The organism is Enterobacter sp. J49 (genome assembly GCF_002148625.1).
GTDB classification, from domain to species: domain Bacteria; phylum Pseudomonadota; class Gammaproteobacteria; order Enterobacterales; family Enterobacteriaceae; genus Enterobacter; species Enterobacter ludwigii.
This window is the reverse complement of sequence record NZ_MWPY01000020.1, coordinates 136,213-160,439: the sequence shown is the minus strand read 5'-3', so window position 1 is coordinate 160,439 and position 24,227 is coordinate 136,213. Positions and strand designations below refer to the sequence as shown.

At 52.7% G+C, this 24,227-nt stretch carries 27 protein-coding genes; 19 read left to right on the top strand and 8 right to left on the bottom strand.

The annotated features are described in order from the left end of the window. Positions 1–2: 2 nt before the first annotated feature. From rfaF to BJP35_RS03980, 5 genes are read left to right on the top strand one after another with little or no spacing between them, the layout of a single operon-like run. Positions 3–1,049: an ADP-heptose--LPS heptosyltransferase RfaF gene (gene rfaF, locus BJP35_RS04000; RefSeq protein ID WP_086462917.1), complete on the top strand. Its 1,047-nt coding sequence runs from the start codon at positions 3–5 to the stop codon at positions 1,047–1,049. A 3-nt stretch (positions 1,050–1,052) separates the two neighbouring features. After that, entirely contained in the window at positions 1,053–2,036 is a 984-nt protein-coding gene (rfaC, locus tag BJP35_RS03995) for a lipopolysaccharide heptosyltransferase RfaC (protein ID WP_086462916.1), read from the top strand. A 3-nt stretch (positions 2,037–2,039) separates the two neighbouring features. Continuing rightward, the gene (locus tag BJP35_RS03990) at positions 2,040–3,134 is read left to right on the top strand and encodes a glycosyltransferase family 9 protein (RefSeq protein ID WP_047742767.1); all 1,095 of its coding nucleotides are present in this window, start codon (positions 2,040–2,042) and stop codon (positions 3,132–3,134) included. A 1-nt stretch (position 3,135) separates the two neighbouring features. Beyond that, positions 3,136–4,041 (top strand): sugar glycosyltransferase, encoded by a 906-nt coding sequence (locus BJP35_RS03985; protein WP_047742765.1) that lies wholly within the window; start codon positions 3,136–3,138, stop codon positions 4,039–4,041. After that, positions 4,028–5,191 (top strand): O-antigen ligase, encoded by a 1,164-nt coding sequence (locus BJP35_RS03980; RefSeq protein ID WP_047742763.1) that lies wholly within the window; start codon positions 4,028–4,030, stop codon positions 5,189–5,191. Before BJP35_RS03985 ends, BJP35_RS03980 begins: the two co-directional genes overlap by 14 nt. A 14-nt stretch (positions 5,192–5,205) precedes the next feature. Here BJP35_RS03980 and BJP35_RS03975 read toward each other — a convergent pair whose 3' ends face one another. Further along, positions 5,206–6,168, bottom strand: a complete 963-nt coding sequence (locus BJP35_RS03975) for a polysaccharide deacetylase family protein (protein WP_047742760.1) — start codon at positions 6,166–6,168, stop codon at positions 5,206–5,208. Positions 6,169–6,318: 150 nt separating this feature from the next. Here BJP35_RS03975 and rfaQ point away from each other — a divergent pair, with 150 nt between their 5' ends. The 7 genes from rfaQ to coaD all read left to right on the top strand — a co-directional run bounded on the left by rfaQ (position 6,319) and on the right by coaD (position 13,210). Then, positions 6,319–7,386 carry a putative lipopolysaccharide heptosyltransferase III gene (gene rfaQ, locus BJP35_RS03970; protein ID WP_073970974.1) on the top strand — a complete coding sequence of 356 codons (1,068 nt, stop codon included), beginning with the start codon at positions 6,319–6,321 and terminating at the stop codon, positions 7,384–7,386. Then, positions 7,386–8,513, top strand: a complete 1,128-nt coding sequence (locus BJP35_RS03965) for a glycosyltransferase family 4 protein (protein WP_047742758.1) — start codon at positions 7,386–7,388, stop codon at positions 8,511–8,513. Before rfaQ ends, BJP35_RS03965 begins: the two co-directional genes overlap by 1 nt. Positions 8,514–8,515: 2 nt before the next feature. Continuing rightward, positions 8,516–9,613, top strand: a complete 1,098-nt coding sequence (locus tag BJP35_RS03960) for a glycosyltransferase (RefSeq protein ID WP_032679322.1) — start codon at positions 8,516–8,518, stop codon at positions 9,611–9,613. 14 nt (positions 9,614–9,627) lie between these two features. Continuing rightward, a complete protein-coding gene (locus BJP35_RS03955) occupies positions 9,628–10,617 on the top strand; it encodes a glycosyltransferase (protein WP_020882686.1) in 990 nt (329 codons plus the stop codon). A gap of 65 nt (positions 10,618–10,682) precedes the next feature. Continuing rightward, entirely contained in the window at positions 10,683–11,957 is a 1,275-nt protein-coding gene (gene waaA / locus BJP35_RS03950) for a lipid IV(A) 3-deoxy-D-manno-octulosonic acid transferase (RefSeq protein WP_014168058.1), read from the top strand. Continuing rightward, complete coding sequence (locus tag BJP35_RS03945) at positions 11,957–12,727, top strand: glycosyltransferase family 2 protein (protein WP_047742755.1); 771 nt, start codon at positions 11,957–11,959, stop codon at positions 12,725–12,727. The genes waaA and BJP35_RS03945 overlap by 1 nt, the downstream gene beginning before the upstream one ends. A 3-nt stretch (positions 12,728–12,730) precedes the next feature. Next, entirely contained in the window at positions 12,731–13,210 is a 480-nt protein-coding gene (gene coaD / locus BJP35_RS03940; protein WP_014168056.1) for a pantetheine-phosphate adenylyltransferase, read from the top strand. A 2-nt stretch (positions 13,211–13,212) separates the two neighbouring features. On the opposite strand, the gene mutM is transcribed toward coaD, so the two are convergent. The 4 genes from mutM to radC form a co-directional block, all read right to left on the bottom strand. Next, positions 13,213–14,022, bottom strand: a complete 810-nt coding sequence (gene mutM / locus BJP35_RS03935) for a bifunctional DNA-formamidopyrimidine glycosylase/DNA-(apurinic or apyrimidinic site) lyase (protein ID WP_032679319.1) — start codon at positions 14,020–14,022, stop codon at positions 13,213–13,215. 74 nt (positions 14,023–14,096) lie between these two features. Beyond that, entirely contained in the window at positions 14,097–14,264 is a 168-nt protein-coding gene (gene rpmG, locus BJP35_RS03930) for a 50S ribosomal protein L33 (RefSeq protein ID WP_003024094.1), read from the bottom strand. A gap of 22 nt (positions 14,265–14,286) precedes the next feature. Beyond that, on the bottom strand, positions 14,287–14,523 hold the full coding sequence (gene rpmB, locus BJP35_RS03925) for a 50S ribosomal protein L28 (protein WP_002436699.1): 237 nt from the start codon (positions 14,521–14,523) through the stop codon (positions 14,287–14,289). A gap of 217 nt (positions 14,524–14,740) precedes the next feature. After that, the gene (gene radC / locus BJP35_RS03920; RefSeq protein ID WP_020882690.1) at positions 14,741–15,406 is read right to left on the bottom strand and encodes a DNA repair protein RadC; all 666 of its coding nucleotides are present in this window, start codon (positions 15,404–15,406) and stop codon (positions 14,741–14,743) included. Positions 15,407–15,578: 172 nt separating this feature from the next. On the opposite strand from radC, the gene coaBC reads away from it, so the two are divergent. From coaBC to slmA, 3 genes are all read left to right on the top strand, one after another. After that, complete coding sequence (coaBC, locus tag BJP35_RS03915; RefSeq protein ID WP_086462925.1) at positions 15,579–16,790, top strand: bifunctional phosphopantothenoylcysteine decarboxylase/phosphopantothenate--cysteine ligase CoaBC; 1,212 nt, start codon at positions 15,579–15,581, stop codon at positions 16,788–16,790. Continuing rightward, the gene (gene dut, locus BJP35_RS03910) at positions 16,768–17,226 is read left to right on the top strand and encodes a dUTP diphosphatase (RefSeq protein ID WP_014168052.1); all 459 of its coding nucleotides are present in this window, start codon (positions 16,768–16,770) and stop codon (positions 17,224–17,226) included. Before coaBC ends, dut begins: the two co-directional genes overlap by 23 nt. A gap of 120 nt (positions 17,227–17,346) precedes the next feature. Then, the gene (gene slmA, locus BJP35_RS03905; RefSeq protein WP_020882692.1) at positions 17,347–17,943 is read left to right on the top strand and encodes a nucleoid occlusion factor SlmA; all 597 of its coding nucleotides are present in this window, start codon (positions 17,347–17,349) and stop codon (positions 17,941–17,943) included. A gap of 39 nt (positions 17,944–17,982) precedes the next feature. Here slmA and pyrE read toward each other — a convergent pair whose 3' ends face one another. Both pyrE and rph read right to left on the bottom strand, forming a co-directional pair. Continuing rightward, entirely contained in the window at positions 17,983–18,624 is a 642-nt protein-coding gene (gene pyrE, locus BJP35_RS03900; RefSeq protein WP_014168048.1) for an orotate phosphoribosyltransferase, read from the bottom strand. Positions 18,625–18,692: 68 nt separating this feature from the next. After that, on the bottom strand, positions 18,693–19,409 hold the full coding sequence (rph, locus tag BJP35_RS03895; protein ID WP_013094888.1) for a ribonuclease PH: 717 nt from the start codon (positions 19,407–19,409) through the stop codon (positions 18,693–18,695). Positions 19,410–19,534: 125 nt separating this feature from the next. On the opposite strand from rph, the gene BJP35_RS03885 reads away from it, so the two are divergent. Then, positions 19,535–20,398: a YicC/YloC family endoribonuclease gene (locus BJP35_RS03885; protein WP_047742751.1), complete on the top strand. Its 864-nt coding sequence runs from the start codon at positions 19,535–19,537 to the stop codon at positions 20,396–20,398. 251 nt (positions 20,399–20,649) lie between these two features. Further along, a complete protein-coding gene (locus BJP35_RS03880; RefSeq protein WP_020882694.1) occupies positions 20,650–21,267 on the top strand; it encodes a trimeric intracellular cation channel family protein in 618 nt (205 codons plus the stop codon). A 68-nt stretch (positions 21,268–21,335) separates the two neighbouring features. On the opposite strand, the gene ligB is transcribed toward BJP35_RS03880, so the two are convergent. After that, on the bottom strand, positions 21,336–23,006 hold the full coding sequence (gene ligB, locus BJP35_RS03875) for an NAD-dependent DNA ligase LigB (RefSeq protein ID WP_086462915.1): 1,671 nt from the start codon (positions 23,004–23,006) through the stop codon (positions 21,336–21,338). A gap of 251 nt (positions 23,007–23,257) precedes the next feature. Between ligB and gmk the strand changes: the two genes are divergently transcribed. Next, positions 23,258–23,881 (top strand): guanylate kinase, encoded by a 624-nt coding sequence (gene gmk, locus BJP35_RS03870; RefSeq protein ID WP_014168044.1) that lies wholly within the window; start codon positions 23,258–23,260, stop codon positions 23,879–23,881. Positions 23,882–23,935: 54 nt separating this feature from the next. Continuing rightward, positions 23,936–24,211: a DNA-directed RNA polymerase subunit omega gene (gene rpoZ / locus BJP35_RS03865; RefSeq protein ID WP_000135058.1), complete on the top strand. Its 276-nt coding sequence runs from the start codon at positions 23,936–23,938 to the stop codon at positions 24,209–24,211. Positions 24,212–24,227: the final 16 nt, after the last annotated feature.

Here is a 24,227-nt window from a genome sequence, read left to right as displayed (position 1 = left end):
GTATGAAAATTCTGGTGATCGGCCCGTCATGGGTGGGCGACATGATGATGTCGCAAAGTCTCTATCGCACGCTCAAGGCGCGTTATCCCCAGGCGATAATTGACGTGATGGCACCTGCCTGGTGCCGTCCGTTGTTATCGCGTATGCCGGAAGTTAACGAGGCGATCCCAATGCCGCTCGGCCACGGCGCGCTGGAAATTGGTGAACGTCGCAAGCTCGGCCATAGCCTGCGCGAAAAGCGCTATGACCGCGCCTATGTCCTGCCTAACTCCTTTAAATCCGCCCTGGTACCCTTCTTTGCGGGCGTCCCCCATCGCACCGGCTGGCGTGGAGAAATGCGCTACGGTCTGCTGAACGACGCGCGCGTGCTTGATAAAGACGCCTGGCCACTCATGGTCGAGCGCTACGTCTCGCTGGCCTATGACAAAGGCGTGATGCGCAGCGCAAAAGATCTGCCGCAACCGCTGCTCTGGCCCCAGCTCCAGGTCAACGACGGCGAGAAATCCCACACCTGCAACGCGTTTGGAATTTCATCAGAACGCCCTATGATCGGTTTCTGCCCGGGAGCAGAGTTCGGCCCGGCAAAACGCTGGCCGCATTATCATTACGCTGAGCTGGCAAAACAGCTGATCGATGAAGGTAATCAGGTCGTGTTGTTTGGCTCGGCGAAAGACCACGAGGCGGGTAACGAAATTCTGGCTTCGCTGAATACAGAACAGCAGGCATGGTGCCGTAATCTGGCAGGGGAAACCCAGCTGGAACAGGCGGTAGTTTTACTTGCCGCCTGTAAAGCCGTCGTCACCAACGACTCAGGCCTGATGCACGTCGCCGCTGCGCTCAACCGGCCGCTGGTTGCTCTGTATGGCCCCAGCAGCCCTGACTTTACGCCACCGCTTTCTCATAAAGCGCGCGTCATACGTCTGATCAGCGGTTATCACAAGGTGCGAAAAGGCGATGCGGCTGAAGGCTATCACCAGAGCCTGATCGACATCACGCCCGAGCGTGTCCTTGAAGAGCTCAACGAGCTGCTGTTGAGTGAAGAAGGATAACGGATGCGGGTATTGATCGTTAAAACCTCTTCCATGGGCGATGTCCTGCATACTCTGCCGTCGCTCACCGACGCCATGCAGGCCATTCCCGGCATTCGTTTTGACTGGGTGGTGGAGGAGGGCTTCGCACAGATCCCCACCTGGCATAAAGCAGTAGACCGCGTGATCCCGGTTGCTATCCGCCGCTGGCGTAAAGCGTGGTTCTCAGCACCGATTAAGGCTGAACGTCAAGCCTTCCGTGATGCGGTGCAAGCGCAGCGTTACGATGCCATCATTGACGCACAGGGTCTGGTCAAAAGCGCCGCGCTGGTCACGCGTCTGGCACATGGCGTAAAGCACGGTATGGACTGGCAAACCGCCCGCGAGCCGCTGGCGAGCCTGTTCTATAATCGCCGCCACCATATCGCGAAACAGCAGCACGCCGTGGAGCGCACCCGCGAGCTGTTTGCGAAAAGCCTCGGCTATGCAAAACCGGACACGCAGGGTGATTACGCTATTGCGCAGCATTTTTTGCGCGATGCGAAGACGCACACGCCGCCCTATCTGGTCTTTCTGCATGCCACAACGCGCGATGATAAGCACTGGCCGGAATCACACTGGCGAAGACTCATTGAGCTAATGCAACCGACCGGCATCCATATTAAACTCCCGTGGGGCGCAGAACACGAAAGGCAACGCGCAGAGCGTTTGGCCGCGGGTTTTTCAAATGTGGAAGTGTTACCTAAACTCACGCTGGCTCAGGTTGCCGCGCAACTGGCAGGCGCCAACGCCGTCGTATCCGTGGATACCGGATTAAGCCATTTAACCGCAGCGCTGGACCGCCCCAATATCACCCTTTTCGGTCCGACCGACCCGGGACTGATCGGTGGGTACGGTAAAAACCAGCATCAAATGGTGAGTCCGACGCAGCAGATGAGAGACATTACCGCAGATGCGATTTTTTCGTTTTTACAGGGCAGCCATCGGCTTTCTAACAGGGATATTTAACCCATGAGTTATGTATTTCTGCTGATTTTACTTTTTCCGGTGAAACTCATCCGGAAGCTGTTTCGCAAAGACACGGGCAGAAACCTTGTCATTCAGACAGCCAAAATCGGTGACTTTATCAATGCAACGCCTCTACTGGCGTATCTGCAAAAAAGCGATGTGCTGATCAGCCGCAGCGTTAACGCATTGGCTCAGCATGACGACAGTATCGAAGAGATCTTTTTTGTGGAGCAGCAAAAGCGCAACCTGTGGCGTAAGCTCTGCTTCGCCTGCCGGATCATGAATCGCTACGACAATGTCTATCTGCTGCAGCCCAACAGTGTGAATCTCTTTTTCGCCTCAGCCTGTAATGCAAAAAACAAACAATTTTTAAGCACTTATACGCGCAGGTGGTATCACGGAATTTTTTATGCCACGGCTGATGGTACCGTTGAGCATGGCAAAAAGACGCTGTCCGTCACTAACTATCTCAAGCTCGCCGATCGCGCGCTCACCTGGCAGGATTCACCCAAGCACGCCACAAAGCCCCTGTTCAAGCCTGCGGTTTACCCGCAAATTCTCGATAAACCCGGGGTTATCCGAATTGGTATCAGCATTTCTGCCGGTAACAAAGCAAAGACGGTTCCCCCGGCAATCTGGAAACGTATTGTCGATCATCTTGCCGACCTGCCCTGCGAGTTTTATGTATTTGGCGCACCGAACGAGCAACCGTGGATGGATGACATCACCCGCGCTTACGGTGAAATTCCCAATTTTATCAACCTCATTGGCAAAATATCGCTCGAAGAGCTGCCGTGGGCGATATCCAAAATGGATTGTTATATTGCGTCAGATTCAGGGAATATCTACATTGCCGATGCGGTGGGCGTCCCGGTGGTGTTGCTGTTTGGCCCTTGCTGCCATTATGAACAACGTCCGCTTGGCAAGGTATTGCTGATTGGGAATGATGAAAATATAAACTCTTACGTCTTTGAAACGCGTTACTACTTCAGTCAGTCTAAAGAAGAGCTCTTTGAGGTAACAGACGAAGATTTGGCAAAAATCAGTCATTTGTTGTCTACTGTTGCGCATAAAAATAGTGAAATCGAGAAGGCTTAAGATGGGCTCTCTGACTAAGCAGTTTTATCGTTATACTCATAAACGAAACATGCGTCACAATGAAAATTTGTGGCCGTATGTGAAGATTGCGCGTAATGAAAGCGGCGAGATTTCTGATTTTGTGTATCGTGGTCAGCCCGTTCAACTTACAGCCCTTACTTCTCTCAAAAATGCATTTAGCGGAGAAGTGTTAATTACCGCCACTGGCCCCTCAGTCAAAAAAATAGATTTTTCAACATTACCCGTAGATGTCATTCGTACGGGGGTAAATGGGGCATGGCATCTTCATAACCAGCTTAATTTTAGCCATTACTTTATTGTTGACATGACTTTTATTGACCGGCAAACAGCGTTGTTAAAGCGTATCGTGGCCAATAAAAATTTGCTTCTGTTTACAACGGCTATGGGGGTGGTTAAGCTTATTGACCGTTTTTCATACGAAAATATCCACTGCCAGATAGCCATAATCGAAGATATTTGCTACGAAACGTATAAACCCTCAATCAAACGCGAAGCGCTTTTTGATACCCTCAAGGAACGTCCTGGGATTGTTTTTTCTGAAAATACGCCAAATAGCGCTTTTAGCCTCGATATTTGTCAGGGTATCGTTGATGCCGGTACAGTGGTTTACTGGGCATTGCAGGTCTTATATTACATGGGGTTCTCAAAAATCTATATTGCTGGGCTGGATATGACACACTTCTCTCAACCGCGATTTTATGAGAAAACCGAAACCATGCTGCCTTCGTTTCTTGAAGATAAGGTACAGGATATTGTTCTTCCTGCACTCTCTCTTGCAAGTAAGATTTTTGCTTCTGCAAACAAAGAGGTGATTAATCTTTCCCCTCAAAGTGCTATACCTTCTTCTGTTTTTGTCAGAAAGGATTTTACGGATGTATTTGAATAGACTGCCGCGTATTACCTTTTACCCTTTTGTAGCATTTATGTTTTTAAGCATGATATTCTGTGGGGTGTCTAAGGTAAATATTCTTTTCCACGTTTCCCTGGCCCTTTTTCTTATCACCATAATGCTGGTAAAAAGTGCCAGAGTGCGGTTTATACATGACAAAGAATTTCTTCCAGCACTTGGGCTGCTAACTCTCTTTGTCCTTTATTTTTCCCTCTCGAACCTTTGGGCCGAGACATCACACTTAAGTTCTGCTCTTACCCATTCATTTTACATCCTTATTTTCTTCTGCCTGTACCGGCAATGTGAGCTTGAAAACAAGAAGACATACCTTGTAGGCGCGGCCTATTTTGGCATTATCGTACTGACGTTGATGACATTTATTTATGTTAACAAGCCTCACCTGTTCGTTGGGCGTTTAATGAACGCTTTTCCTTATGCACCCGACAACGTCATTGATCTGGGTGGCTATATGGCATTGGGGATTATTTTAAGTGCAATTCTCGTTCGAGAAACCCGCAGCCTTTGGTATTATGTTCCGGTTCCGTTGTTGTTGAGTGGCTTATTACTGACGCAAAGCCGTGGACCATTATTGGCGTTAATCATAGCAACAGCTGCCGTATTCTGTATTAAACCAAAATGGAACAACAAACTTGTGTTCTTGTCCCTGGCCTCTCTGCTTATACTGGGCATTACACTTTATTACAGCGGTTTTTACGACCTGCTTATAAAGCGGTTTGAAGATTCTAACCAGGCTGGCTCCGTTCGTTTTGGCATCTGGCAGCATGCTTTTGAAGTAACAAAAGAAAGATTAGTATTTGGCTGGGGATTTAATAAAGAACTGTCATTCATGAATGGTTATGAACAACATGTGACGACTACACACAGCCTCTACTTCGGAGCCTTTCTTAAGGGCGGAATCGTAGGGCTAACGCTGTTTTTAGCGATGATTGCCTACGCATTCAGGCAATGCCTGAGACACCTTGCTGTAGACCACAAAGCCGAGGTTGCGGTACTGATTTTCGCGCTCGTATTTTATTCCACTCAGGGGATGTTCGTTATCAGTAATCCTCGAGAATACTGGGTGTTATTCTGGATACCATTAGCCATCATATTTAGTACACCCGTGAAAAAAACCGTTCAGAGATAATCTTTAGGCGCCGGTTAACCGGCGCTTCTTTTACTCCGATAAAACTCCGCCAGCGTCATCCCCACCGTCTTGTCCGACAGCCATGTAAACAACTGGTCCAAATCCTGGTACAACCCTTCAATGGCCGCATCATCTTTGAACGTAGGACTTCCGCCGGGCATAAATTCTGATGAATGGAGCATAAACTCCACATAATCATTGCCCTGCGACAAGCACTGTTGTGCGACCTTAATCATCTCAGACGCATTTCCACCGGACGGCCGCAACCAGTTAACTGACGGGGAACGGTATTTCCCACGCAGCCGATCGTAGCCCTGTTTAACGGTGTTTAGCCAGGCCGGGTGTTTATACTGAATACTCATCGGCACTTCGAGCAAAGGGCTCTTTCCCGGGCGGGAAATATCCTCTGTATCGATAAAGTAGGCATGGTCAGGGAAATGCTGATAATTCGTTCCTCCGTGACCCTGCGGCGCCCCTTTGGCATTTCGCCAGTTCACCCGTGGGGTGACGGAACAGTCAACCTGATAACCCAGCTCTATCAGCAAGTTTGCGTAGCGACGATCAAACGCCCAACGCCCGGCACGGTGGCTCAGCATTTTGGTCTGGAAGGTCTCTTCCAGTAAGTGCGTCATAAAAAGCACTTTCTCGCGCATAATTTCATCTGAAAACTCAATCAGATAAGGTTGCCAGCGCCAGTCATCACCGGTGAGGTCATGTTCAGGTGGGCTGTTCCACGCATGAAGATGCATGCCAACCTCGCCCTGGCCGCGGGCAATCACATCTTTTGCGAACTCAATGAAAACCGGTTCGATCGCCATCTCATAGTTGGTCAGCCAGACCGGCTTAAAACCAAAACGCTCGCATAGCGCCTGAAATCGTGCCAGGTAGCGTGCGTTTTCCGTTTTGATAACACGGTGGTTTTGCCAGAGATTATCGCCTTCTGTATCAATGGTGATGATAAACGCTGGTTTTTTCATAATGAGTCCGTAAGACGTAAGAGTGAGGGCTATGTTACGCACTCTGCGAAGCAGGAGTAAACCCTTCCAGGGAAATTCCTGACATTATGGAGAAAGAGTGCAAGTCGCCATCAGGTCTATTAGAATTGCTGACAGTATACCGCTGATAAGATGATGATGATTAACCTACTCGACACGCCTGATTTACGTATTTTACTTATCAAACTTCGACATCATGGCGACATGTTACTCACAACTCCGGTCATTAATTCGTTACGTCAAAAATGGCCCACGGCGCAAATCGATGTTCTTCTTTATGAAGAGACACGCGATATGCTCGCCGCGCATCCGGCGATCGGCACCATCTACGGTATAGATCGTAAATGGAAGCAGCTCGGCACCCTGAAACATCTGCAAAAAGAGTGGCAGTTACTCTGTGCCTTAAGAGCGCAGCGTTATCATCTGGTGATAAACCTTGCCGATCAGTGGCGCAGCGCCATTGTCACCCGTTTCACCGGCGCGCCAGTACGCCTCGGGTTCGCGTTTAACAAGCGAAAAAACGCGTTCTGGCGTTTTTGCCATACCGATTTGGTTTCCGTCGCCAATCACCCGTCTCTCCATACCGTTGAGCAAAATCTTTCTATTCTTTCACCGTTGCCCGTCCCGACTCAGCCAGCCGTCACTATGGCCTATCGCGCAGAGGACTGGGATCGTGCGCGCCAGCTACTGACGCAACAGGGTGTGGCTGATAACTACGTGGTGATCCAGCCAACGTCACGCTGGTTCTTTAAGTGCTGGGACGAAGGCAAGATGGCGCAAACCATCACGGCACTCCAGAAGGATGGCCACACTGTGGTTCTCACCGCAGGCCCGGATAAAAAAGAGCTGGCGATGATAGACCGCATTCTCGCCGCGGCGCCAAAAACGGGCGTAGTCTCTCTGGCCGGTCAACTCACGTTGCGCCAGCTGGCATCACTTATCGATCATGCGCGCCTCTTTATTGGCGTCGATTCTGTTCCGATGCACATGGCCGCCGCGCTTCAGACGCCGTGCATTGCTCTCTTCGGCCCGTCAAAACGGGTGTTCTGGTCGCCATGGCAGGTCAACGGTGAAGTCATCTGGGCTGGCGATTTTGGCCCACTTCCCGACCCGGACGCCATTGATACCAAAACAACTGAACGCTATCTCGACGCCATTCCCGTTGATGTCGTGGTCTCCGCCGCCAGGAGATACCTGTAATGAAACACCATCGTTTAGCGATTGTTCGCCAAAAATACCGACCTGATGGCGGGGCGGAACGCTTCGTTTCCCGGGCACTTACCGCACTGAGCAACCAAAACCTGGAGCTCAACGTCATCACGCGTGAGTGGCAGGGGGAGAAGCAGGACGACTGGCATATCCATATTTGCGACCCGCGTAAATGGGGCCGAATCAGTCGCGAACGCGGGTTTGCACATGCCGCGCGTGCGCTGTGGGAACAGCAGCAGTTTGACATTGTGCAGAGCCACGAGCGTATTCCTGGCTGCGATATTTACCGCGCAGGGGATGGCGTGCACCGGCGTTGGCTGCTGCAGCGTGCGCGCATTCTACCTGCCTGGCGTGCACAACTTTTGATGCACGATCGCTACCATCGCTACGTCATGCACGCTGAACGTGAAATGTATCAGGCTCCTGAATTGAAAGCCGTTATCTGCAATGCGGAGATGATCAAACGCGAAATCATCGAAGACTTTGATATTGACGCAAAAAAGATACATGTGATTTATAATTCAATAGATTCCAGCCGCTTCGTTCCGGCAACCGAAGGACTGCGCGCTGCACTGCGTCAGCAGCTCGGATTGCCTGTCGATGCCGTGGTGTTGTGTTTCGTCGGGTCAGGTTTTGAACGTAAGGGACTGGCCAGCGCTATCCGCGCTATTGCGGGCACACCCGCGTGGCTGATTGTGGTTGGACAGGATAAAGCAGAAAGTCGTTACCGTGACCTCGCCCGTTCATTGGGCTGTGAGGGGCAAATTCGCTTCCTGGGGATGCAAAAAGAGACACTGCCATTTTACCAGGTATCCGATGGATTACTGCTGCCAACGCTGTATGATCCTTTTCCAAACGTCATTCTTGAAGCGATGGCCTGCGGTTTGCCCGTCATTACTTCAGTGAGTTGCGGTGGTGCAGAGTTTATTGAGCAAGGTCAGAATGGCTTTTACTGTGATGCACTTGATATCAGCAGATTGAAGGAGGCAGTCATGACCCTTCCATCTTTGGATAAGAATAACGATATGGGGCGGGCAGCGCGTGAGCGCGTAAAAGAAGCGACCCCAGAAAAATTATCAAGTCAGCTTATTTCGCTTTATCAAAAATTACTGGATTAAAAATGCGCATCCTAATGATTATTGATGGTTTGCCCGGTGGAGGAGCCGAAAAAACGGTTCTCACCCTCTCCAGCGGATTGATAGAAATGGGGCATCAGGTCTCCCTTTTCTCCCTGCGAAAGGTGTGCGACTACGCCATCCCGGCAGGCATTGATTATCAGGTCATTCAGGATACGTGTAAAAAGCCCTGGAGAAAGCTCACCGAGATCCCGCGCCGGGCGCAGCTGCTGGACAATGCCATTGAACAGGCTGAGCGCAGCGGGAAGTTCGACGTCATATTCTCGCACCTGCATAAAACCGATCGTATTGTGGCGCACAGTCGTGCGCTGGATCGCGATAAGGTCTGGTTCTGCGTGCATGGCATGTTCTCATTCTCCTACCTGCGTCATCGCCACGGCCTTTCACGCTGGTTTAAGCATTACAAAATTCGTCATACCTACGAAAACCGAAACGTTGTCGCCGTCTCCGCCGCCGTGCTGAAAGATCTCTCAGAGACGCTGTCCATCGACCTTCGTCGCAAAGCGGTTATCCATAATCCCTTTGATATTCCTGAAATCCAGCGTCTGGCGGATGCGCCTTTTGAGATGCAGGGGCAGGATTATATTATTCACGTGGGTCGTTTTCATGAACATAAACGCCACGACCGCCTTCTGCGTGCCTATGCGCAGAGCAAAATAGACGCATCGCTGGTGATGATGGGCAACGGTTCTGACACCAAAATTCAACAGCTTAAACAGTTAGCGAAAGAACTCGGGATCGAAGACAAGGTTATTTTCCGCCCCTTCGAGTCCAACCCTTATCCGTGGATTAAAGGCGCACGGCTTTTAGTGTTAAGTTCTGACTGTGAAGGTTTTGGTAACGTACTGGTAGAATCCATCATCTGCCAGACGCCGCCTGTCAGTACGAACTGTCCTGGCGGGCCCGCTGAAATCCTCACGGGTACGTTGGCGCGCGGGCTGTCGGAGATGAATGACGAATCACTGGCGAAAACACTGGCCGATCTCTATACCTCCCCGCCTGTCGTTGATAGCGCAACGATCGCGTCGTTCGGGATAAATGCCATTTGCCAGCAATATGTTGCGTTGGTAGACAATCAATAATAATCAGGTTTCTTATGCAAAATTCAGCGCCATTATTAAGCGTAGTGGTTGCCGTTTATAACGGCGAAGCTTTCCTGGATCAGTTCTTTACCTGCCTTGCGAATCAACAGATCGACAGTATGGAAGTCATCATCGTCAATGATGGCTCCACGGACAGTTCGATGCAGATAGTCGAAACCTGGCGTGAAAAACTGCCGCAAATGCAGGTTATTGAACAGGAAAATCAGGGTGTATCCATTGCGCGCAATACCGGTCTGGCCGTCGCTACCGGCCAATATCTCTCTTTCCCGGATATTGATGATGTCTTTAAGCCCGGCATGTATCAGCGCTTGCTTGATATGGCCGTCACGCAGAATCTGGATGTCGCCACCTGCAACGGAAACTACGTCTGGGAAAACAATAAGAAGCCTTCACGGCCGATTTTCCCGGAAGACAAGCTGGCCTCGACAGGCGTCATGACCGGTGCGGCCTGGTTAAAAAAAGCGCTCGACTCACGCAAGTTTCTGCATGTGACCTGGCTGAATATCTATCGCCATGACTTTATTCGTCAGAACGGTTTTCGTTTTGAGCCCGGCCTGCGCCATCAGGATATCCCGTGGACTACCGAAGTCTTGCTCGCAGCTGACCGCGTGCAGTACACCAGTGAACGTTTTTACGACTATTACATTCACTCCGCATCGGTTTCCCATATGCCGGACAATGATGACACGCTGATTCGCTCGGCGCGCCATTACATGAAAATTCTGCAGATGCTGGATGCCATCAACCAGCGTTACCCGGAAAAAGTGAAAGATATCCCCGCCTGCCACTGGCAAATCGCCAAAGAGGGGCTTGGGATCATTCATACCTTCGACAATATGAAGGATGTGCAGAAGAAGTCGATGATAATAAAAGAGTTCTTCGACACGGGTATCTGGAGGCTTATCTGGAAAAGTGCCAAAAGCCCCCGTTTGCGCTGGCGCCTGGGCCGACGCTACTTCCGTTTAAAACGGTATCTGGCATAAGAGATAGCTTTACCCGGCTTAAATGCTTAGAATTTCCCCGCCGAAACTAAAAAACGGATAATCGCTTGGAATTGTTGTATACCGCCCTGCTCTACATCATCCAGCCACTGGTGTGGCTGCGACTGTTGCTTCGTAGCCGTAAAGCGCCTGCGTATCGTAAACGCTGGGCTGAACGCTATGGTTACTGCCGCAATAAAGTCGTGCCGGACGGTATTTTGCTGCATTCCGTTTCTGTGGGCGAAACGCTGGCGGCGATCCCGCTGGTTCGCGCCCTTCGTCACCGCTATCCGTCACTGCCGATCACGGTCACGACCATGACGCCGACGGGGTCTGAACGCGCATTATCGGCGTTCGGTAAAGACGTTCAACACGTCTATTTGCCTTACGACCTGCCTTGCGCCATGAACCGCTTCCTGAATACCGTTCGCCCGAAACTGGTGATCGTCATGGAAACCGAGCTGTGGCCAAATATGATTTCCGCCCTGCATGCCCGTAAAATTCCGCTGGTGATTGCCAACGCGCGCCTTTCAGAGCGCTCGGCGAAAGGTTACGGCAAGTTAGGTAAATTTATGCGCCGCCTGCTCAGCCGAATAACGCTGATTGCCGCGCAGAACGAAGAAGACGCGGCGCGCTTTCTCGCTCTGGGCCTGAAGCGCAACCAGCTTGCGGTGACGGGTAGCCTGAAGTTCGATATCTCCGTCACGCCTGAACTCGCCGCCCGTGCGATTACGCTGCGTCGCCAGTGGGCACCGCGTCGCCAGGTGTGGATTGCAACCAGCACCCATGACGGCGAAGAAGCCATTATCCTGCAGGCCCATCGTAAGCTACTGGAAAAATTCCCCGATTTGCTGCTGATTCTGGTTCCCCGTCACCCCGAACGTTTTAAAGATGCGCGTGAGATGGTGCAGAAAGGCGGCTTCAGCTTTACCCTGCGCAGCAGCGGTGAGATCCCCTCCGGCAGCACTCAGGTGGTGATTGGCGATACAATGGGCGAGCTGATGCTGCTTTACGGCATTGCCGATCTGGCTTTTGTCGGCGGCAGCCTTGTGGAGCGCGGCGGCCATAATCCGCTTGAGCCGGCCGCACACGCCATTCCGGTGCTGATGGGTCCACACACGTTTAACTTCAAAGATATCTGCGCTAAATTGCAGCAAGCCGACGGGTTAATTACCGTGACCGACGCGGACTCGGTGGTCAAAGAGGTCTCAACCCTTCTGACCGACGAAGACTACCGCCTCTGGTATGGTCGCCATGCTGTCGAAGTGCTGCATCAGAATCAGGGCGCACTCACTCGTCTGCTGCAACTTCTGCAACCTTATCTGCCTCAGCGGAGCCACTAATGTCAACGCGTCTGTCGGTCGTGATGATCGCCAAAAACGCCGCCGACCTGCTTCCGGACTGCCTGGCCTCCGTCGCCTGGGCTGACGAAATTGTCCTTCTCGACTCCGGCAGTGAGGACAACACGGTGGATGTCGCCCGTGCCGCGGGTGCAAAGGTCTTTATCGATACCGACTGGCAAGGCTACGGCATCCAGCGACAGCGCGCGCAGCGCTATGCTACTGGCAATTACGTGCTGATGCTGGACACTGACGAGCGCATTACACCAGAGCTCCGCCAGGCCATTCAGGCGGTGCTGGCAGCACCTCAGCCTGGCGCGGTATACAACATTGCACGTCGCAACTATTTCCTTGGCCGTTTTATGCGCCACAGCGGCTGGTATCCAGACCGCGTAATGCGCCTCTACGAGCGTGAGCGATATCAGTACAACGATAATCTGGTCCATGAATCCCTGGCATGCGACAGTGCCCCCGTCATTCCTCTGACGGGCGATCTGCTGCATCTGACCTGCCGGGATTTCGCCAGCTTCCAGCGCAAACAGCTTAACTATGCCACCGCATGGGCACAGGAGCGCCACCTGCGCGGCAAGAAGGCCACGCTGACCGGAATTTTCACCCACACGCTGGGGGCATTTCTGAAAACACTGCTGCTGCGAGGCGGCGTGCTGGACGGTAAACAAGGGTGGTTACTGGCGGTGGTGAATGCCCAGTATACTTTCAACAAATACACCGAGCTGTGGGCGCTTTGCCGCGGCTACTCAGAGAAAACGTGAGCCATGAGCACAAAAGCGATTTATCCGGGTACCTTTGATCCCATCACCAACGGTCATCTTGACATCATCACCCGTGCGGCATGCATGTTTGATAAGGTGATTCTGGCGATCGCCGCCAGCCCCAGTAAGAAACCCATGTTCGACCTCAATGAGCGCGTTGCACTTGCCACTGACGCTATCTCACATCTGCCAAACGTTGAGGTGGTGGGCTTCAGCGATCTGATGGCCAACTTCGCCCGTGCCCGGCAGGCTAACATTTTGATCCGTGGGTTACGCGCGGTGGCTGACTTCGAATACGAAATGCAGCTGGCGCACATGAATCGCCACCTGATGCCAGAGCTGGAGAGCGTGTTCCTGATGCCCTCAAAAGAGTGGTCGTTTATCTCTTCCTCGCTGGTCAAAGAGGTGGCGCGTCATCACGGTGACGTGACCCATTTCCTGCCGGCTAACGTCCATCAGGCGTTGATGGAAAAATTAAAGTAGCCCTATTTCTGGCACTGACGGCAATAGAACGTGGCGCGCTGAGCGTGCTTCGTTGCAATAATCGGTGTCCCACAGACTCTGCACGGCTCACCCTTACGGCCATATACCTGCAGCTCCTGAGCAAAATAGCCCGGTTTACCGTCGCTCTGCAGGAAGTCCTTCAGGGTGGTCCCCCCTTGCTCAATAGAACGCAGCAGCACCGCTTTAATCACCCGGACCAGCAGTTCACACTCCTGGGATGACAGCGATGAGGCCAGCCGATCGGGATGGATCCCGGCGGCAAACAGCGATTCGCTGGCATAAATATTCCCTACTCCCACCACCAGCTTATTGTCCATCAGCCACGGTTTGATCGGTGTTTTCTTCTTTGCACACTTCGCTTTCAGGTATTCCGCGTTAAACGCCTCTGAGAGCGGCTCTGGCCCCAGATGCGCCAGAACGCTGTGTCCTTCAAGCTCTTTGGTCCACAGCCATGCGCCAAAGCGTCGTGGGTCGGTGTAACGCAGCACTTTACCGTTGCTCATCACCAGATCGACATGGTCATGCTTTTCCGCGGGCAGTTCTTCGGTAAGGATGCGCAGACTACCGGACATACCGAGATGGATGATAATCCAGCCGTCGGGCAGCTCCAGCAGCAGATATTTGGCGCGACGCTGGACGCTGAGAATCGGTTTATCGCTTAACGCATGGATTTCATCGGATACCGGCCAACGCAGGCGACCGTTGCGAACGATAGCATGAAGAATAGTCGCGCCGACCAGATGCGGCTCAATACCGCGGCGGCTGGTCTCTACCTCAGGTAATTCAGGCATGGTTCCTCCGGAGTAAGATGCAGAATGCAAAAAACCCCGCAGTTGCGGGGTTTTTCAATACAAGGAGGCTAAAATTATTTGATTTTAGCTTCTTTGTACAGTACGTGCTGGCGTACAACTGGATCGAATTTTTTCAGTTCCAGTTTTTCCGGCTTAGTACGTTTGTTCTTCGTGGTGGTGTAGAAGTGACCTGTACCAGCAGAAGAAACCAGCTTGATTTTCTCGCGAATACCTTTAGCCATGATTTATTTCCTCTTTAAGTACTTAGTACTTTTCGCCACGGGCACGCAGTTCGGACAGAACTGTATCAATGCCTTTCTTATCGATTACACGCATACCTTTAGCAGATACGCGCAGGGTGACAAAACGCTTCTCGCTCTCAACCCAGAAACGGTGAGAGTGCAGGTTCGGCAGGAAACGGCGTTTAGTCGCGTTCAGTGCGTGGGAACGGTTGTTACCGGTCACCGGACGCTTGCCAGTAACTTGGCAGACTCGGGACATGTCTATTCTCCAAAAATCAAATTAGCTCGAGCTTCGTATGGGGTATCGGCGCCTCGTCAGGCTTTACAGCCCGGTCATCGCATAGTTCTATTGAACTCTCGATTGCCAGGCCCAAATGCCAAACCCGAGATTCTCAAAGGTGGCGTAGTATACGCTGACTCGGCGGTGTGCTCAAGTCCCGAACAGACAAAGATCCCGATGGATCGCGAGAAATAGCCTAAATCCAGCCATGTTCTGCAAAAGAAATGTACTCGCCGCGACCAATTATCAGATGGTCGAGCACACGAATGTCCATGAATTGACAGCATTTGATAATGCGTTCGGTCATCTCTTTGTCAGCTCTGCTTGGTTCTGCACAGCCAGAGGGGTGATTATGCGCGAGTATCACGCCGGCTGCATTCACTTTTATCGCTTCCCGCACAATTTCTCGCGGATGAACCTCAACGTGGCTCAGTGTTCCGGAAAAAAGACGGCTATGTTTTAGTACCCGGTTCCTGTTATCAAGAAAGATCACCATAAAGATCTCGCGCTCCAAATCTGATAGCTGGCTCTGGAGAAATACGCGTGTCATATCCGGGGTGAGTATGGGATCTTCCTCTTCCATACGGACGTCGTAAAAACGGCGGGCCAGTTCAGCAATCCCCCTCAGTTGGGCGAACTTCGCCACGCCAATTCCTTCGACGTGCCTGAATTCCGTCAGATCCGCCGTCAATAAGCCATACAGCGAACCAAAATGGTCGATGAGCTCCTTTGCCAGCGTAAATACCGTTTTGCCGGGCGTTCCGGTGCGTAAAAAGAGTGCCAGCAACTCGTCGTCCTTTAACAACGTGACGCCATAGCGCAGCATTTTTTCACGCGGTAGCAGCAGTTCAGTCTCTTCCATGCCTGTCTCCTTCGGTTTGCCATCATGCTGCCACAGCCACCCCCGGCGCTCGACGCCCACTTTTCATTCCTGCGTAACGCCTCGCAAACTGGCCGAAGGACAAAATCACCCCCTTTTTGGGATTGTGATAAAATGCCCGCTCTCTGGTGAAACCCAACAGGAAAGAATCATGATGAGCCTGGCCGGTAAAAAAATCGTTCTTGGCGTGAGCGGCGGTATTGCTGCCTATAAAGCGCCGGAGCTGGTGCGTCGTTTGCGCGAGCGCGGGGCGGATGTGCGGGTCGCGATAACGGAAGGCGGCAAAGCCTTTATCACGCCTCTGAGCCTGCAGGCCGTTTCAGGGTACCCCGTCTCTGACAGCCTCCTTGATCCGGCCGCCGAAGCCGCGATGGGCCATATTGAGCTGGGAAAATGGGCAGACCTGGTTATCCTTGCCCCCGCCACAGCAGATTTAATTGCCCGCGTAGCAGCCGGCATGGCAAACGATCTGGTCTCGACCATTTGCCTGGCCACGCCCGCACCTGTTGCCGTCGTCCCCGCGATGAACCAGCAGATGTACCGCAACGCCGCCACCCAGCATAATCTGACGACGCTGGCCTCACGCGGCCTGCTCATCTGGGGGCCGGACAGCGGTAGCCAGGCGTGTGGTGATGTGGGTCCTGGTCGTATGCTTGACCCGCTGACCATCGTTGAGCTGGCCGCCGGCCATTTTTCGCCTGTCAACGATCTGCAACATCTCAACATCATGATTACCGCGGGTCCAACGCGCGAGCCGCTGGACCCGGTGCGTTACATTACCAACCATAGCTCCGGTAAAATGGGCTTTGCCATTGCTGCCGCGGCGGCAAAACGCGGTGCAAAGGTCACGCTGGTGAGCGGCCCGGTCTCGTTACCGACACCGCCATTTGTGCAGCGTATTGATGTCACCACCGCCCTGGAGATGGACGCCGCCGTACAGGCGCATGCGCAGAACCAGCAGATTTTTATTGGCTGTGCGGCTGTTGCAGATTACCGTGCCGAAACCATTTCCGGGTCAAAAATTAAAAAGCAAGGCGATGAATTAACACTAAAAATGGTGAAAAATCCGGACATTGTTGCGGGTGTCGCCGCACTGAAAAACCATCGTCCTTACGTTGTTGGGTTTGCCGCAGAAACAAATAATGTGGAAGAATATGCCCGGCAAAAACGTACCCGCAAAAACCTCGATTTGATTTGCGCGAACGACGTATCGCTGGCCACGCAAGGATTTAACAGCGACAGCAACGCACTGCACCTTTTCTGGCAGGATGGAGATAAAGTCTTACCGCTTGAGCGCAAGGAACTCCTGGGCCAACAATTACTGGACGAGATCGTTACCCGTTATGATGAAAAAAATCGACGTTAAGATTCTGGACCCGCGTGTTGGTAAGCAATTTGCGCTGCCAACCTATGCCACCTCCGGCTCTGCCGGTCTTGACCTGCGCGCCTGTCTCGATGACGCCGTAGAGCTGGCTCCGGGTGCAACCACCCTGATCCCAACCGGCCTGGCAATCCACATTGCTGACCCGTCGCTGGCAGCGGTGATCCTGCCGCGTTCTGGTCTGGGTCATAAGCATGGAGTGGTACTGGGTAACCTGGTCGGCCTGATCGACTCTGACTACCAGGGTCAACTGATGGTTTCCGTCTGGAACCGTGGTCAGGACAGCTTCACCATTGAACCGGGCGAGCGTATCGCACAGATGGTCTTTGTACCGGTGGTTCAGGCAGAATTTAACCTGGTGGAAGACTTTGACGCCACCGACCGTGGCGAAGGCGGCTTCGGCCATTCCGGGCGCAAATAACCGCCCGACCGACACGTATCTCACAGCGCCATAATGCAATAACAAACCGCAAACGTCAGTTTGCGGTCGCTGTGTGGATGCCAGCCTGGCAAGTGCTTATTTTCAGGGGTATTTTGTAACATGGCAGAAAAACAAACCGCGAAAAGGAACCGTCGCGAAGAAATACTTCAATCTCTGGCGCTGATGCTTGAATCCAGCGATGGTAGTCAACGCATCACCACCGCAAAACTGGCCGCCTCCGTGGGCGTGTCTGAAGCGGCGTTGTATCGTCATTTTCCGAGCAAAACCCGGATGTTTGACAGTCTGATCGAATTTATCGAAGACAGTCTGATCACTCGCATCAACCTGATTCTGAAAGACGAAAAAGACACGACTGCGCGTTTGCGTCTGATTGTGCAGCTCATTCTGGGCTTTGGTGAACGCAATCCGGGCTTAACCCGTATCCTGACTGGCCACGCGCTGATGTTCGAGCAGGACCGATTGCAGGGCCGTATTAACCAGCTCTTCGAGCGTATTGAAGCACAACTGCGCCAGGTACTGCGCGAGAAAAAAATGCGTGAGGGTGAAGGTTACAGCACCGATGAAACGCTGCTGGCAAGTCAGATCCTGTCGTTTTGCGAAGGCATGCTCTCCCGCTTTGTTCGCAGCGAGTTTAAATACCGTCCAACGGACGATTTTGACGCCCGTTGGCCGTTAGTGGCGGCACAGCTGCAATAGTCTTCAGGCCCGGTAAGCAGAACGCCACCGGGCTTGAGATTACACGCCGAAAGCTTCGCGATACCCACGTACCGCAGCCAGATGATCCGCCATCTCAGGCTTCTCTTCCAGATACGCAATCAGGTCTTTCAGGGTGATGATCGACGTCACTTTACAGCCGTAATCGCGCTCAACTTCCTGAATAGCAGAGATTTCGCCACGCCCGCGTTCCTGACGATCCAAAGAGATCAGCACGCCAGCAAGCGTAGCGCCGTTGGCCTGAATAATCTCCATCGATTCGCGAATAGCGGTACCGGCGGTGATCACATCGTCCACCAGCATAACGCGACCCTGCAGCGCGCTGCCTACCAGATTACCGCCTTCACCGTGGGTTTTAGCCTCTTTACGGTTAAAGCAGTACGGTACGTCGCGGTCGTGGTGTTCCGCCAGCGCAACCGCAGTGGTAGTGGCAATCGGAATGCCTTTATAGGCCGGGCCAAACAGCAGGTCAAAATCAATGCCGGAGTCCACCAGCGCTTCGGCATAGAAACGGCCTAACAATGCCAGATCGCGCCCGGTATTAAACAGTCCGGCGTTGAAGAAATAGGGGCTCTTACGCCCGGATTTCAGCGTAAACTCGCCAAATTTCAGGACCTGCTTGTTAAGCGCAAACTCAATAAACTCACGCTGCCAGGATTTCATGGGCTTACTCCTCCGACTTTTGCTTTTGTACGAACAAAAAAAAGGCGACTCATCAGTCGCCTTTAAAATCAATTTTCTAACGCCGCCTTCTGCGTCGTTACGATAGATTCAATTCCCCCTCGGGCCAACGCCAGCAAGGTAAGAAGTTCTTCATGGGTGAACGGCTCACCTTCTGCCGTGCCCTGCACCTCAATGATGCGACCGTCTTCAGTCATCACCACGTTCATGTCAGTCTCGGCAGCGGAATCTTCGACGTATTCCAGATCGCAAAGCGCTTCACCGTTAACGATACCCACGGAAACAGCCGCGACCATCCCTTTCATCGGATTCGTTTTCAGCTTACCGGCTGCAACCAGCTTATTCAGGGCATCAGCCAGCGCTACACATGCACCGGTAATCGACGCCGTACGCGTACCACCGTCTGCCTGAATGACGTCGCAGTCCAGAGTAATGGTAAATTCACCCAGAGTTTTCAGATCAACGGCGGCGCGCAGCGCACGTGCGATCAGACGCTGGATTTCCATGGTACGGCCGCCCTGCTTGCCTTTTGCCGCTTCGCGGGCGTTACGGGTATGGGTTGCACGCGGCAACATGCCATATTCCGCAGTGATCCAGCCCTGGCCCTGACCTTTCAGGAAGCGTGGAACGCCCTCTTCGATGGACGCGGTGCACAGCACTTTGGTGTCACCAAACTCAACCAGTACGGAGCCTTCTGCGTGTTTTGTATAGTTACGGGTCAGGGTGACGGGACGCACCTGATTGGCGCTACGACCTGCTGGACGCATAATGAAATCTCCGGCTTGAAACGAATGTGGCTGCGCATTATACGGATAAAGGACGCTTATTCCTATCCTGAGAAGCCCCCGAAAGCTATAATCCCCCCATCTCTCCTTTAAAAACGGGAATGTCTATGATCCGCAGTATGACCGCCTACGCCCGGCGTGAAATCAAGGGTAACTGGGGTAGCGCTACATGGGAAATGCGCTCGGTAAACCAGCGCTACCTGGAAACGTATTTCCGTATGCCGGAGCAGTTCCGCAGCCTTGAACCTGTTGTGCGCGAGCGTATCCGTGCTCGTCTGACGCGCGGTAAAGTGGAATGTAACCTGCGTTTTGAGCCTGATGCCAGCGCCCAGGGTGAGCTGATCCTCAACGAAAAACTGGCGAAACAGCTCGTTACTGCAGCGAACTGGGTCAAGATGCAAAGCGATGAAGGGGAAATCAACCCGGTCGATATTCTGCGCTGGCCTGGCGTCATGGCCGCCGGTGAGCAGGATCTGGACACGATTGCCGCAGAAATTCTCAGTGCCCTCGACAGCACGCTGGATGACTTTATCATTGCCCGCGAAACTGAAGGCCAGGCCCTCAAAGCGATGATTGAGCAGCGTCTGGAAGGCGTGACCACCGAAGTGGCTAAAGTCCGCACCCACATGCCTGCGGTCCTGCAATGGCAGCGTGAGCGCCTGGTGGCCAAACTGGAAGAAGCGGAAGTTCAGCTGGAAAATACCCGTCTGGAACAAGAGCTGGTGCTAATGGCACAGCGCATTGACGTCGCCGAAGAGCTGGATCGTCTGGAAGCGCACGTTAAAGAGACTTACAACATCCTGAAGAAGAAAGAAGCTGTAGGGCGTCGCCTCGACTTTATGATGCAGGAGTTCAACCGCGAGTCGAACACCCTGGCCTCTAAGTCGATCAATGCTGAAGTGACCAACTCCGCCATTGAACTGAAAGTGCTGATTGAGCAGATGCGCGAGCAGATCCAGAATATCGAGTAACGCTTTATTCAAGCCGCTTTCTCATCATGGCCCCGTTCAGGGGCCATTTTTTTATCGGAACAGGCTATCGGCGGCAAACGCCTATAACATGAATAATTGTAATGTGAAAATTACCGTTTAACGCCATTACACCCAGCCAAACAACGTTCAGTCATTATCAAAAATAAGGCTAACGCCCTCACACAAGAAAAACTAAATCGTGACAGACCGCACAAAACGCTACCCTGTTGCCCTCAATATCGGGGGAACACATGCTGCTACATATCCTTTATCTCGTCGGGATCACTGCCGAAGCCATGACCGGTGCACTCGCTGCCGGACGCCGTCGTATGGATACGTTTGGGGTCATCATTATTGCTACCGCCACCGCACTGGGAGGCGGATCGGTACGTGATATCCTGCTGGGGCATTACCCTCTCGGCTGGGTTAAGCACCCCGAGTACATCATCATTGTGGCTGTCGCCGCAGTGCTGACCACTATCCTTGCTCCTGTAATGCCCCATCTTCGACGTCTGTTTTTAGTGCTTGATGCTCTGGGCCTGGTCGTGTTCTCCATCATCGGGGCACAAATTGCGCTGGATATGGGGGAAAGCCCGGTGATTGCCACTATTGCCGCAGTCGTGACGGGCGTATTTGGCGGCGTACTGCGCGATATGTTCTGCAAACGCATTCCCCTGGTCTTTCAAAAAGAGCTCTACGCCGGGATATCCTTTGCATCAGCCGTTCTGTATATCGCTTTACAGCATTATGTTTCCAGCCATGACGTCGTGGTCATCGCCACCTTGTTATTTGGCTTCACGGCTCGCTTGCTTGCGCTGCGCTTGAAACTGGGACTGCCCGTGTTTCATTACACTCAGGACACCCACTGACTGGCCGCTATCTATTCTCCCCAACAAGATAGCGGCGTTTATCAGCGATAAGCGACAGCAAGCTCACGTCAGAATCCTTGCACTCCCTGCTTGCCGAGCCAGGCAACCAGGCCGGCAATGCCAGGATCATGAATAAACGCAACAAGCTGCCGGGCTTTCTCCTTTCCTGTGCCGGGAAGTGCCTGCCAGTCTGCTGCGTTACGCTCACGCATTTTCTGCCACGTCAGGTCTCCCAGAGCGTTTAGCGAGGCCTGCGTCAGCGGAACACCCAATGCCATGATCCAACGAATAAAGGGTCGCTCCCGTACCAGATTAAAGCGATGCCAGAGCGCCTGCCCGCGTGCTGCGGAAAACCCCGGGGTAGACTGCAGCTGCGCCTGCGTTAATGTCAGCCATGAGAAGATATGTTCAAAATGATGCGCCTGATGCAGCGCCCGCCAGCCTGACTCACCGACTCCTTCAATATTCAGCACGTGCTTTGAACCAAGCCACGTCAGGCGAGCAAAGAACTGCTCCATACACGCCGGCGAGGCGTAAAAACAGCTCTGCGCATGATAATGCGAGGCCGGGGGTGTGGGCTTTTGTCTCTCTTCCCCCCGCCAGACCACCTTATCGAACCGCGGGATACCCTGCCCGGCCAGACTGACCTGTATCTGATCACCCGTCGCAATATCCAGCCTTTGCCAGCGTTCAACGGACCCGAGACTGACCCGTTGTACCTGCTTATCATCCAGCAGGACAGGGACCAGCGCCGCCACGACCGAGATTTTTCCCGTGCGCCCCACGGCAAAATGAATATCTCTTACTTCGGCGATCTGTGCGACCGGGGGGTATTTCCATGCGACGACCCAGCTGCCTTCTCCGGGCAACCAGTTTTCGCCGGGAGGAGCATCCGCGGACCGCACCACAATGCCGTCCGTGGCAAAGGGTAATGCCATGTCGTGCCACGTCGAGCGCTGTTTCTCGACAGCATCAACAGTCTTTACAGGCAGGGTATAACGCGCCGTCAGGGAAAAGCCGGCTTTAGATAACTCAGACAGCGCACTCGACATCACTTTCGGCCCATCCGGCCAGGCCCAGATAAATATCCCTGTCTGGCTCAGAAGCGGACTGTCCTTTTGCCGCATCATCGCGCCCGCCACTTTTGCCCGTGCGTTCATTCCCCCCATCTGTCGCTGAAGATGGTTGTCGCGTAACCAAAAAAGCTCCCCCTGTAAGACGCTGTTGGCCAGCGCTCCGGTCACTTTTTTGGGCACTGCGGGAATTAAATACACTTGTGCAGTCCAGTCTTCACCTTTAAGCCCATCACCACGACTGATAGCCTGGGTTAACTTTCCGTCGCGATACACCAGCGTCACTGCCACCCCGTCGACTTTTGGCTGCATCCAGAGAGTGTCACGACCACGCATCCACTGGCGTAGCTCTTCTTTACTGGCCGCTTTATGCACTCCCGTATGGGCAACAGGATGTCTTACGCTCCCCGTTAGAACCGGTAAGGCCTCCTCAGAAGGTATATCGCCGAAGCAGCGCTGCCACTGCTTTAAACGGCCATTGAGCTGGTCATAGACGTCGTCATTCACCTCGCTCACGCCCTGCTTCCAGTAGGCGTCATCCCAACGTTTAACTTGCGCACTCAATGTCGCAATCTCTTTCTCTGCTTTTGCCTGAGACCACACGGGACACACCGCTGCACCGTAGCCGCACCACAACAGCATTAATCCGCTCATCCATCGCCACATCGCCACCCCTCCTTTGCGTTGGTGGAGGTATAACCCGACGCGGAAAACCGTGCTAATGGCAATCTTTCACTCTGCGAGGCGTTGTCAGACGTTTATTTTTATTGCTGCAAAACAGCTGTAAAACCTGAAAACGGCGCGCAAAATTCAATAATGCAGGGGAAAAAGTGTGACAAAGGCTACGTCACACAGCGGCGACGTGTATAATAAGCCCGTATGTAGGACTTCTTCGTTAACACATACAAAAGACTCTCATGGCTCAAGGCACGCTTTATATTGTTTCTGCCCCTAGTGGCGCGGGTAAATCCAGCCTTATTCAGGCACTGTTAAAAACCCAACCGCTGTACGACACACAGGTTTCTGTTTCTCACACCACGCGTAAACCGCGTCCGGGTGAAGTGCACGGAGAACACTATTTCTTTGTTGATCACGATGAATTCAGAGCGATGATTGGCAGAGACGCGTTTCTTGAACACGCAGAAGTTTTCGGTAACTACTACGGCACTTCGCGTGAAACCATTGAGCAGGTTCTGGCCACGGGCGTAAATGTGTTCCTGGATATCGACTGGCAGGGCGCACAGCAGATTCGCAAGAAAATGCCTGATTCACGCAGTATCTTTATTTTACCGCCATCGAAAGATGAGCTGGATCGCCGACTGCGTGGCCGCGGTCAGGACAGCGAGGAAGTGATCGCCCGGCGTATGGAGCAGGCAGTTGCAGAAATGAGCCATTACGCGGAATATGATTACCTTATTGTGAATGATGATTTTGATGCCGCGCTGAGCGATCTCAAAACCATTCTTCGCGCAGAACGCTTGCGTATGAGCCGCCAGAAGCAGCGACATGACGCATTAATCACCAAACTGTTGGCAGACTGAACCCACTTTCAGTATCATGCCCAGTCATTTCTTCACCTGTGGAGCATTTTAAGTATGGCACGCGTAACTGTTCAGGACGCTGTAGAGAAAATTGGTAACCGTTTTGACCTGGTGCTGGTCGCCGCGCGTCGCGCTCGTCAGATGCAGGTAGGCGGTAAAGATCCGCTGGTACCGGAAGAAAACGATAAAACTACCGTTATTGCACTTCGCGAAATCGAAGAAGGTCTGATCAACAATCAGATCCTCGACGTACGTGAGCGCCAGGAGCAGCAAGAGCAGGAAGCCGCAGAACTGCAGGCCGTAACCGCCATTGCTGAAGGTCGTCGTTAATTAAACCTGCGGGTCG

Bases quoted from the DNA above. Each gene is read 5' to 3' on its own strand.
- BJP35_RS03885 (WP_047742751.1), top strand. From the start codon at position 19,535: ATGATCCGCAGTATGACCGCCTACGCCCGGCGTGAAATCAAGGGTAAC.
- BJP35_RS03945 (WP_047742755.1), top strand. From the start codon at position 11,957: ATGTCAACGCGTCTGTCGGTCGTGATGATCGCCAAAAACGCCGCCGAC.
- dut (WP_014168052.1), top strand. From the start codon at position 16,768: ATGATGAAAAAAATCGACGTTAAGATTCTGGACCCGCGTGTTGGTAAG.
- BJP35_RS03990 (WP_047742767.1), top strand. From the start codon at position 2,040: ATGAGTTATGTATTTCTGCTGATTTTACTTTTTCCGGTGAAACTCATC.
- mutM (WP_032679319.1), bottom strand. From the start codon at position 14,022: ATGCCTGAATTACCTGAGGTAGAGACCAGCCGCCGCGGTATTGAGCCG.
- pyrE (WP_014168048.1), bottom strand. From the start codon at position 18,624: ATGAAATCCTGGCAGCGTGAGTTTATTGAGTTTGCGCTTAACAAGCAG.
- rfaC (WP_086462916.1), top strand. From the start codon at position 1,053: ATGCGGGTATTGATCGTTAAAACCTCTTCCATGGGCGATGTCCTGCAT.
- rph (WP_013094888.1), bottom strand. From the start codon at position 19,409: ATGCGTCCAGCAGGTCGTAGCGCCAATCAGGTGCGTCCCGTCACCCTG.
- rfaQ (WP_073970974.1), top strand. From the start codon at position 6,319: ATGATGATGATTAACCTACTCGACACGCCTGATTTACGTATTTTACTT.
- rpoZ (WP_000135058.1), top strand. From the start codon at position 23,936: ATGGCACGCGTAACTGTTCAGGACGCTGTAGAGAAAATTGGTAACCGT.
- radC (WP_020882690.1), bottom strand. From the start codon at position 15,406: ATGGAAGAGACTGAACTGCTGCTACCGCGTGAAAAAATGCTGCGCTAT.
- BJP35_RS03880 (WP_020882694.1), top strand. From the start codon at position 20,650: ATGCTGCTACATATCCTTTATCTCGTCGGGATCACTGCCGAAGCCATG.
- coaD (WP_014168056.1), top strand. From the start codon at position 12,731: ATGAGCACAAAAGCGATTTATCCGGGTACCTTTGATCCCATCACCAAC.
- slmA (WP_020882692.1), top strand. From the start codon at position 17,347: ATGGCAGAAAAACAAACCGCGAAAAGGAACCGTCGCGAAGAAATACTT.
- BJP35_RS03965 (WP_047742758.1), top strand. From the start codon at position 7,386: ATGAAACACCATCGTTTAGCGATTGTTCGCCAAAAATACCGACCTGAT.
- ligB (WP_086462915.1), bottom strand. From the start codon at position 23,006: ATGTGGCGATGGATGAGCGGATTAATGCTGTTGTGGTGCGGCTACGGT.
- BJP35_RS03975 (WP_047742760.1), bottom strand. From the start codon at position 6,168: ATGAAAAAACCAGCGTTTATCATCACCATTGATACAGAAGGCGATAAT.
- BJP35_RS03955 (WP_020882686.1), top strand. From the start codon at position 9,628: ATGCAAAATTCAGCGCCATTATTAAGCGTAGTGGTTGCCGTTTATAAC.
- gmk (WP_014168044.1), top strand. From the start codon at position 23,258: ATGGCTCAAGGCACGCTTTATATTGTTTCTGCCCCTAGTGGCGCGGGT.
- rfaF (WP_086462917.1), top strand. From the start codon at position 3: ATGAAAATTCTGGTGATCGGCCCGTCATGGGTGGGCGACATGATGATG.
- coaBC (WP_086462925.1), top strand. From the start codon at position 15,579: ATGAGCCTGGCCGGTAAAAAAATCGTTCTTGGCGTGAGCGGCGGTATT.
- BJP35_RS03960 (WP_032679322.1), top strand. From the start codon at position 8,516: ATGCGCATCCTAATGATTATTGATGGTTTGCCCGGTGGAGGAGCCGAA.
- BJP35_RS03985 (WP_047742765.1), top strand. From the start codon at position 3,136: ATGGGCTCTCTGACTAAGCAGTTTTATCGTTATACTCATAAACGAAAC.
- rpmB (WP_002436699.1), bottom strand. From the start codon at position 14,523: ATGTCCCGAGTCTGCCAAGTTACTGGCAAGCGTCCGGTGACCGGTAAC.
- rpmG (WP_003024094.1), bottom strand. From the start codon at position 14,264: ATGGCTAAAGGTATTCGCGAGAAAATCAAGCTGGTTTCTTCTGCTGGT.
- BJP35_RS03980 (WP_047742763.1), top strand. From the start codon at position 4,028: ATGTATTTGAATAGACTGCCGCGTATTACCTTTTACCCTTTTGTAGCA.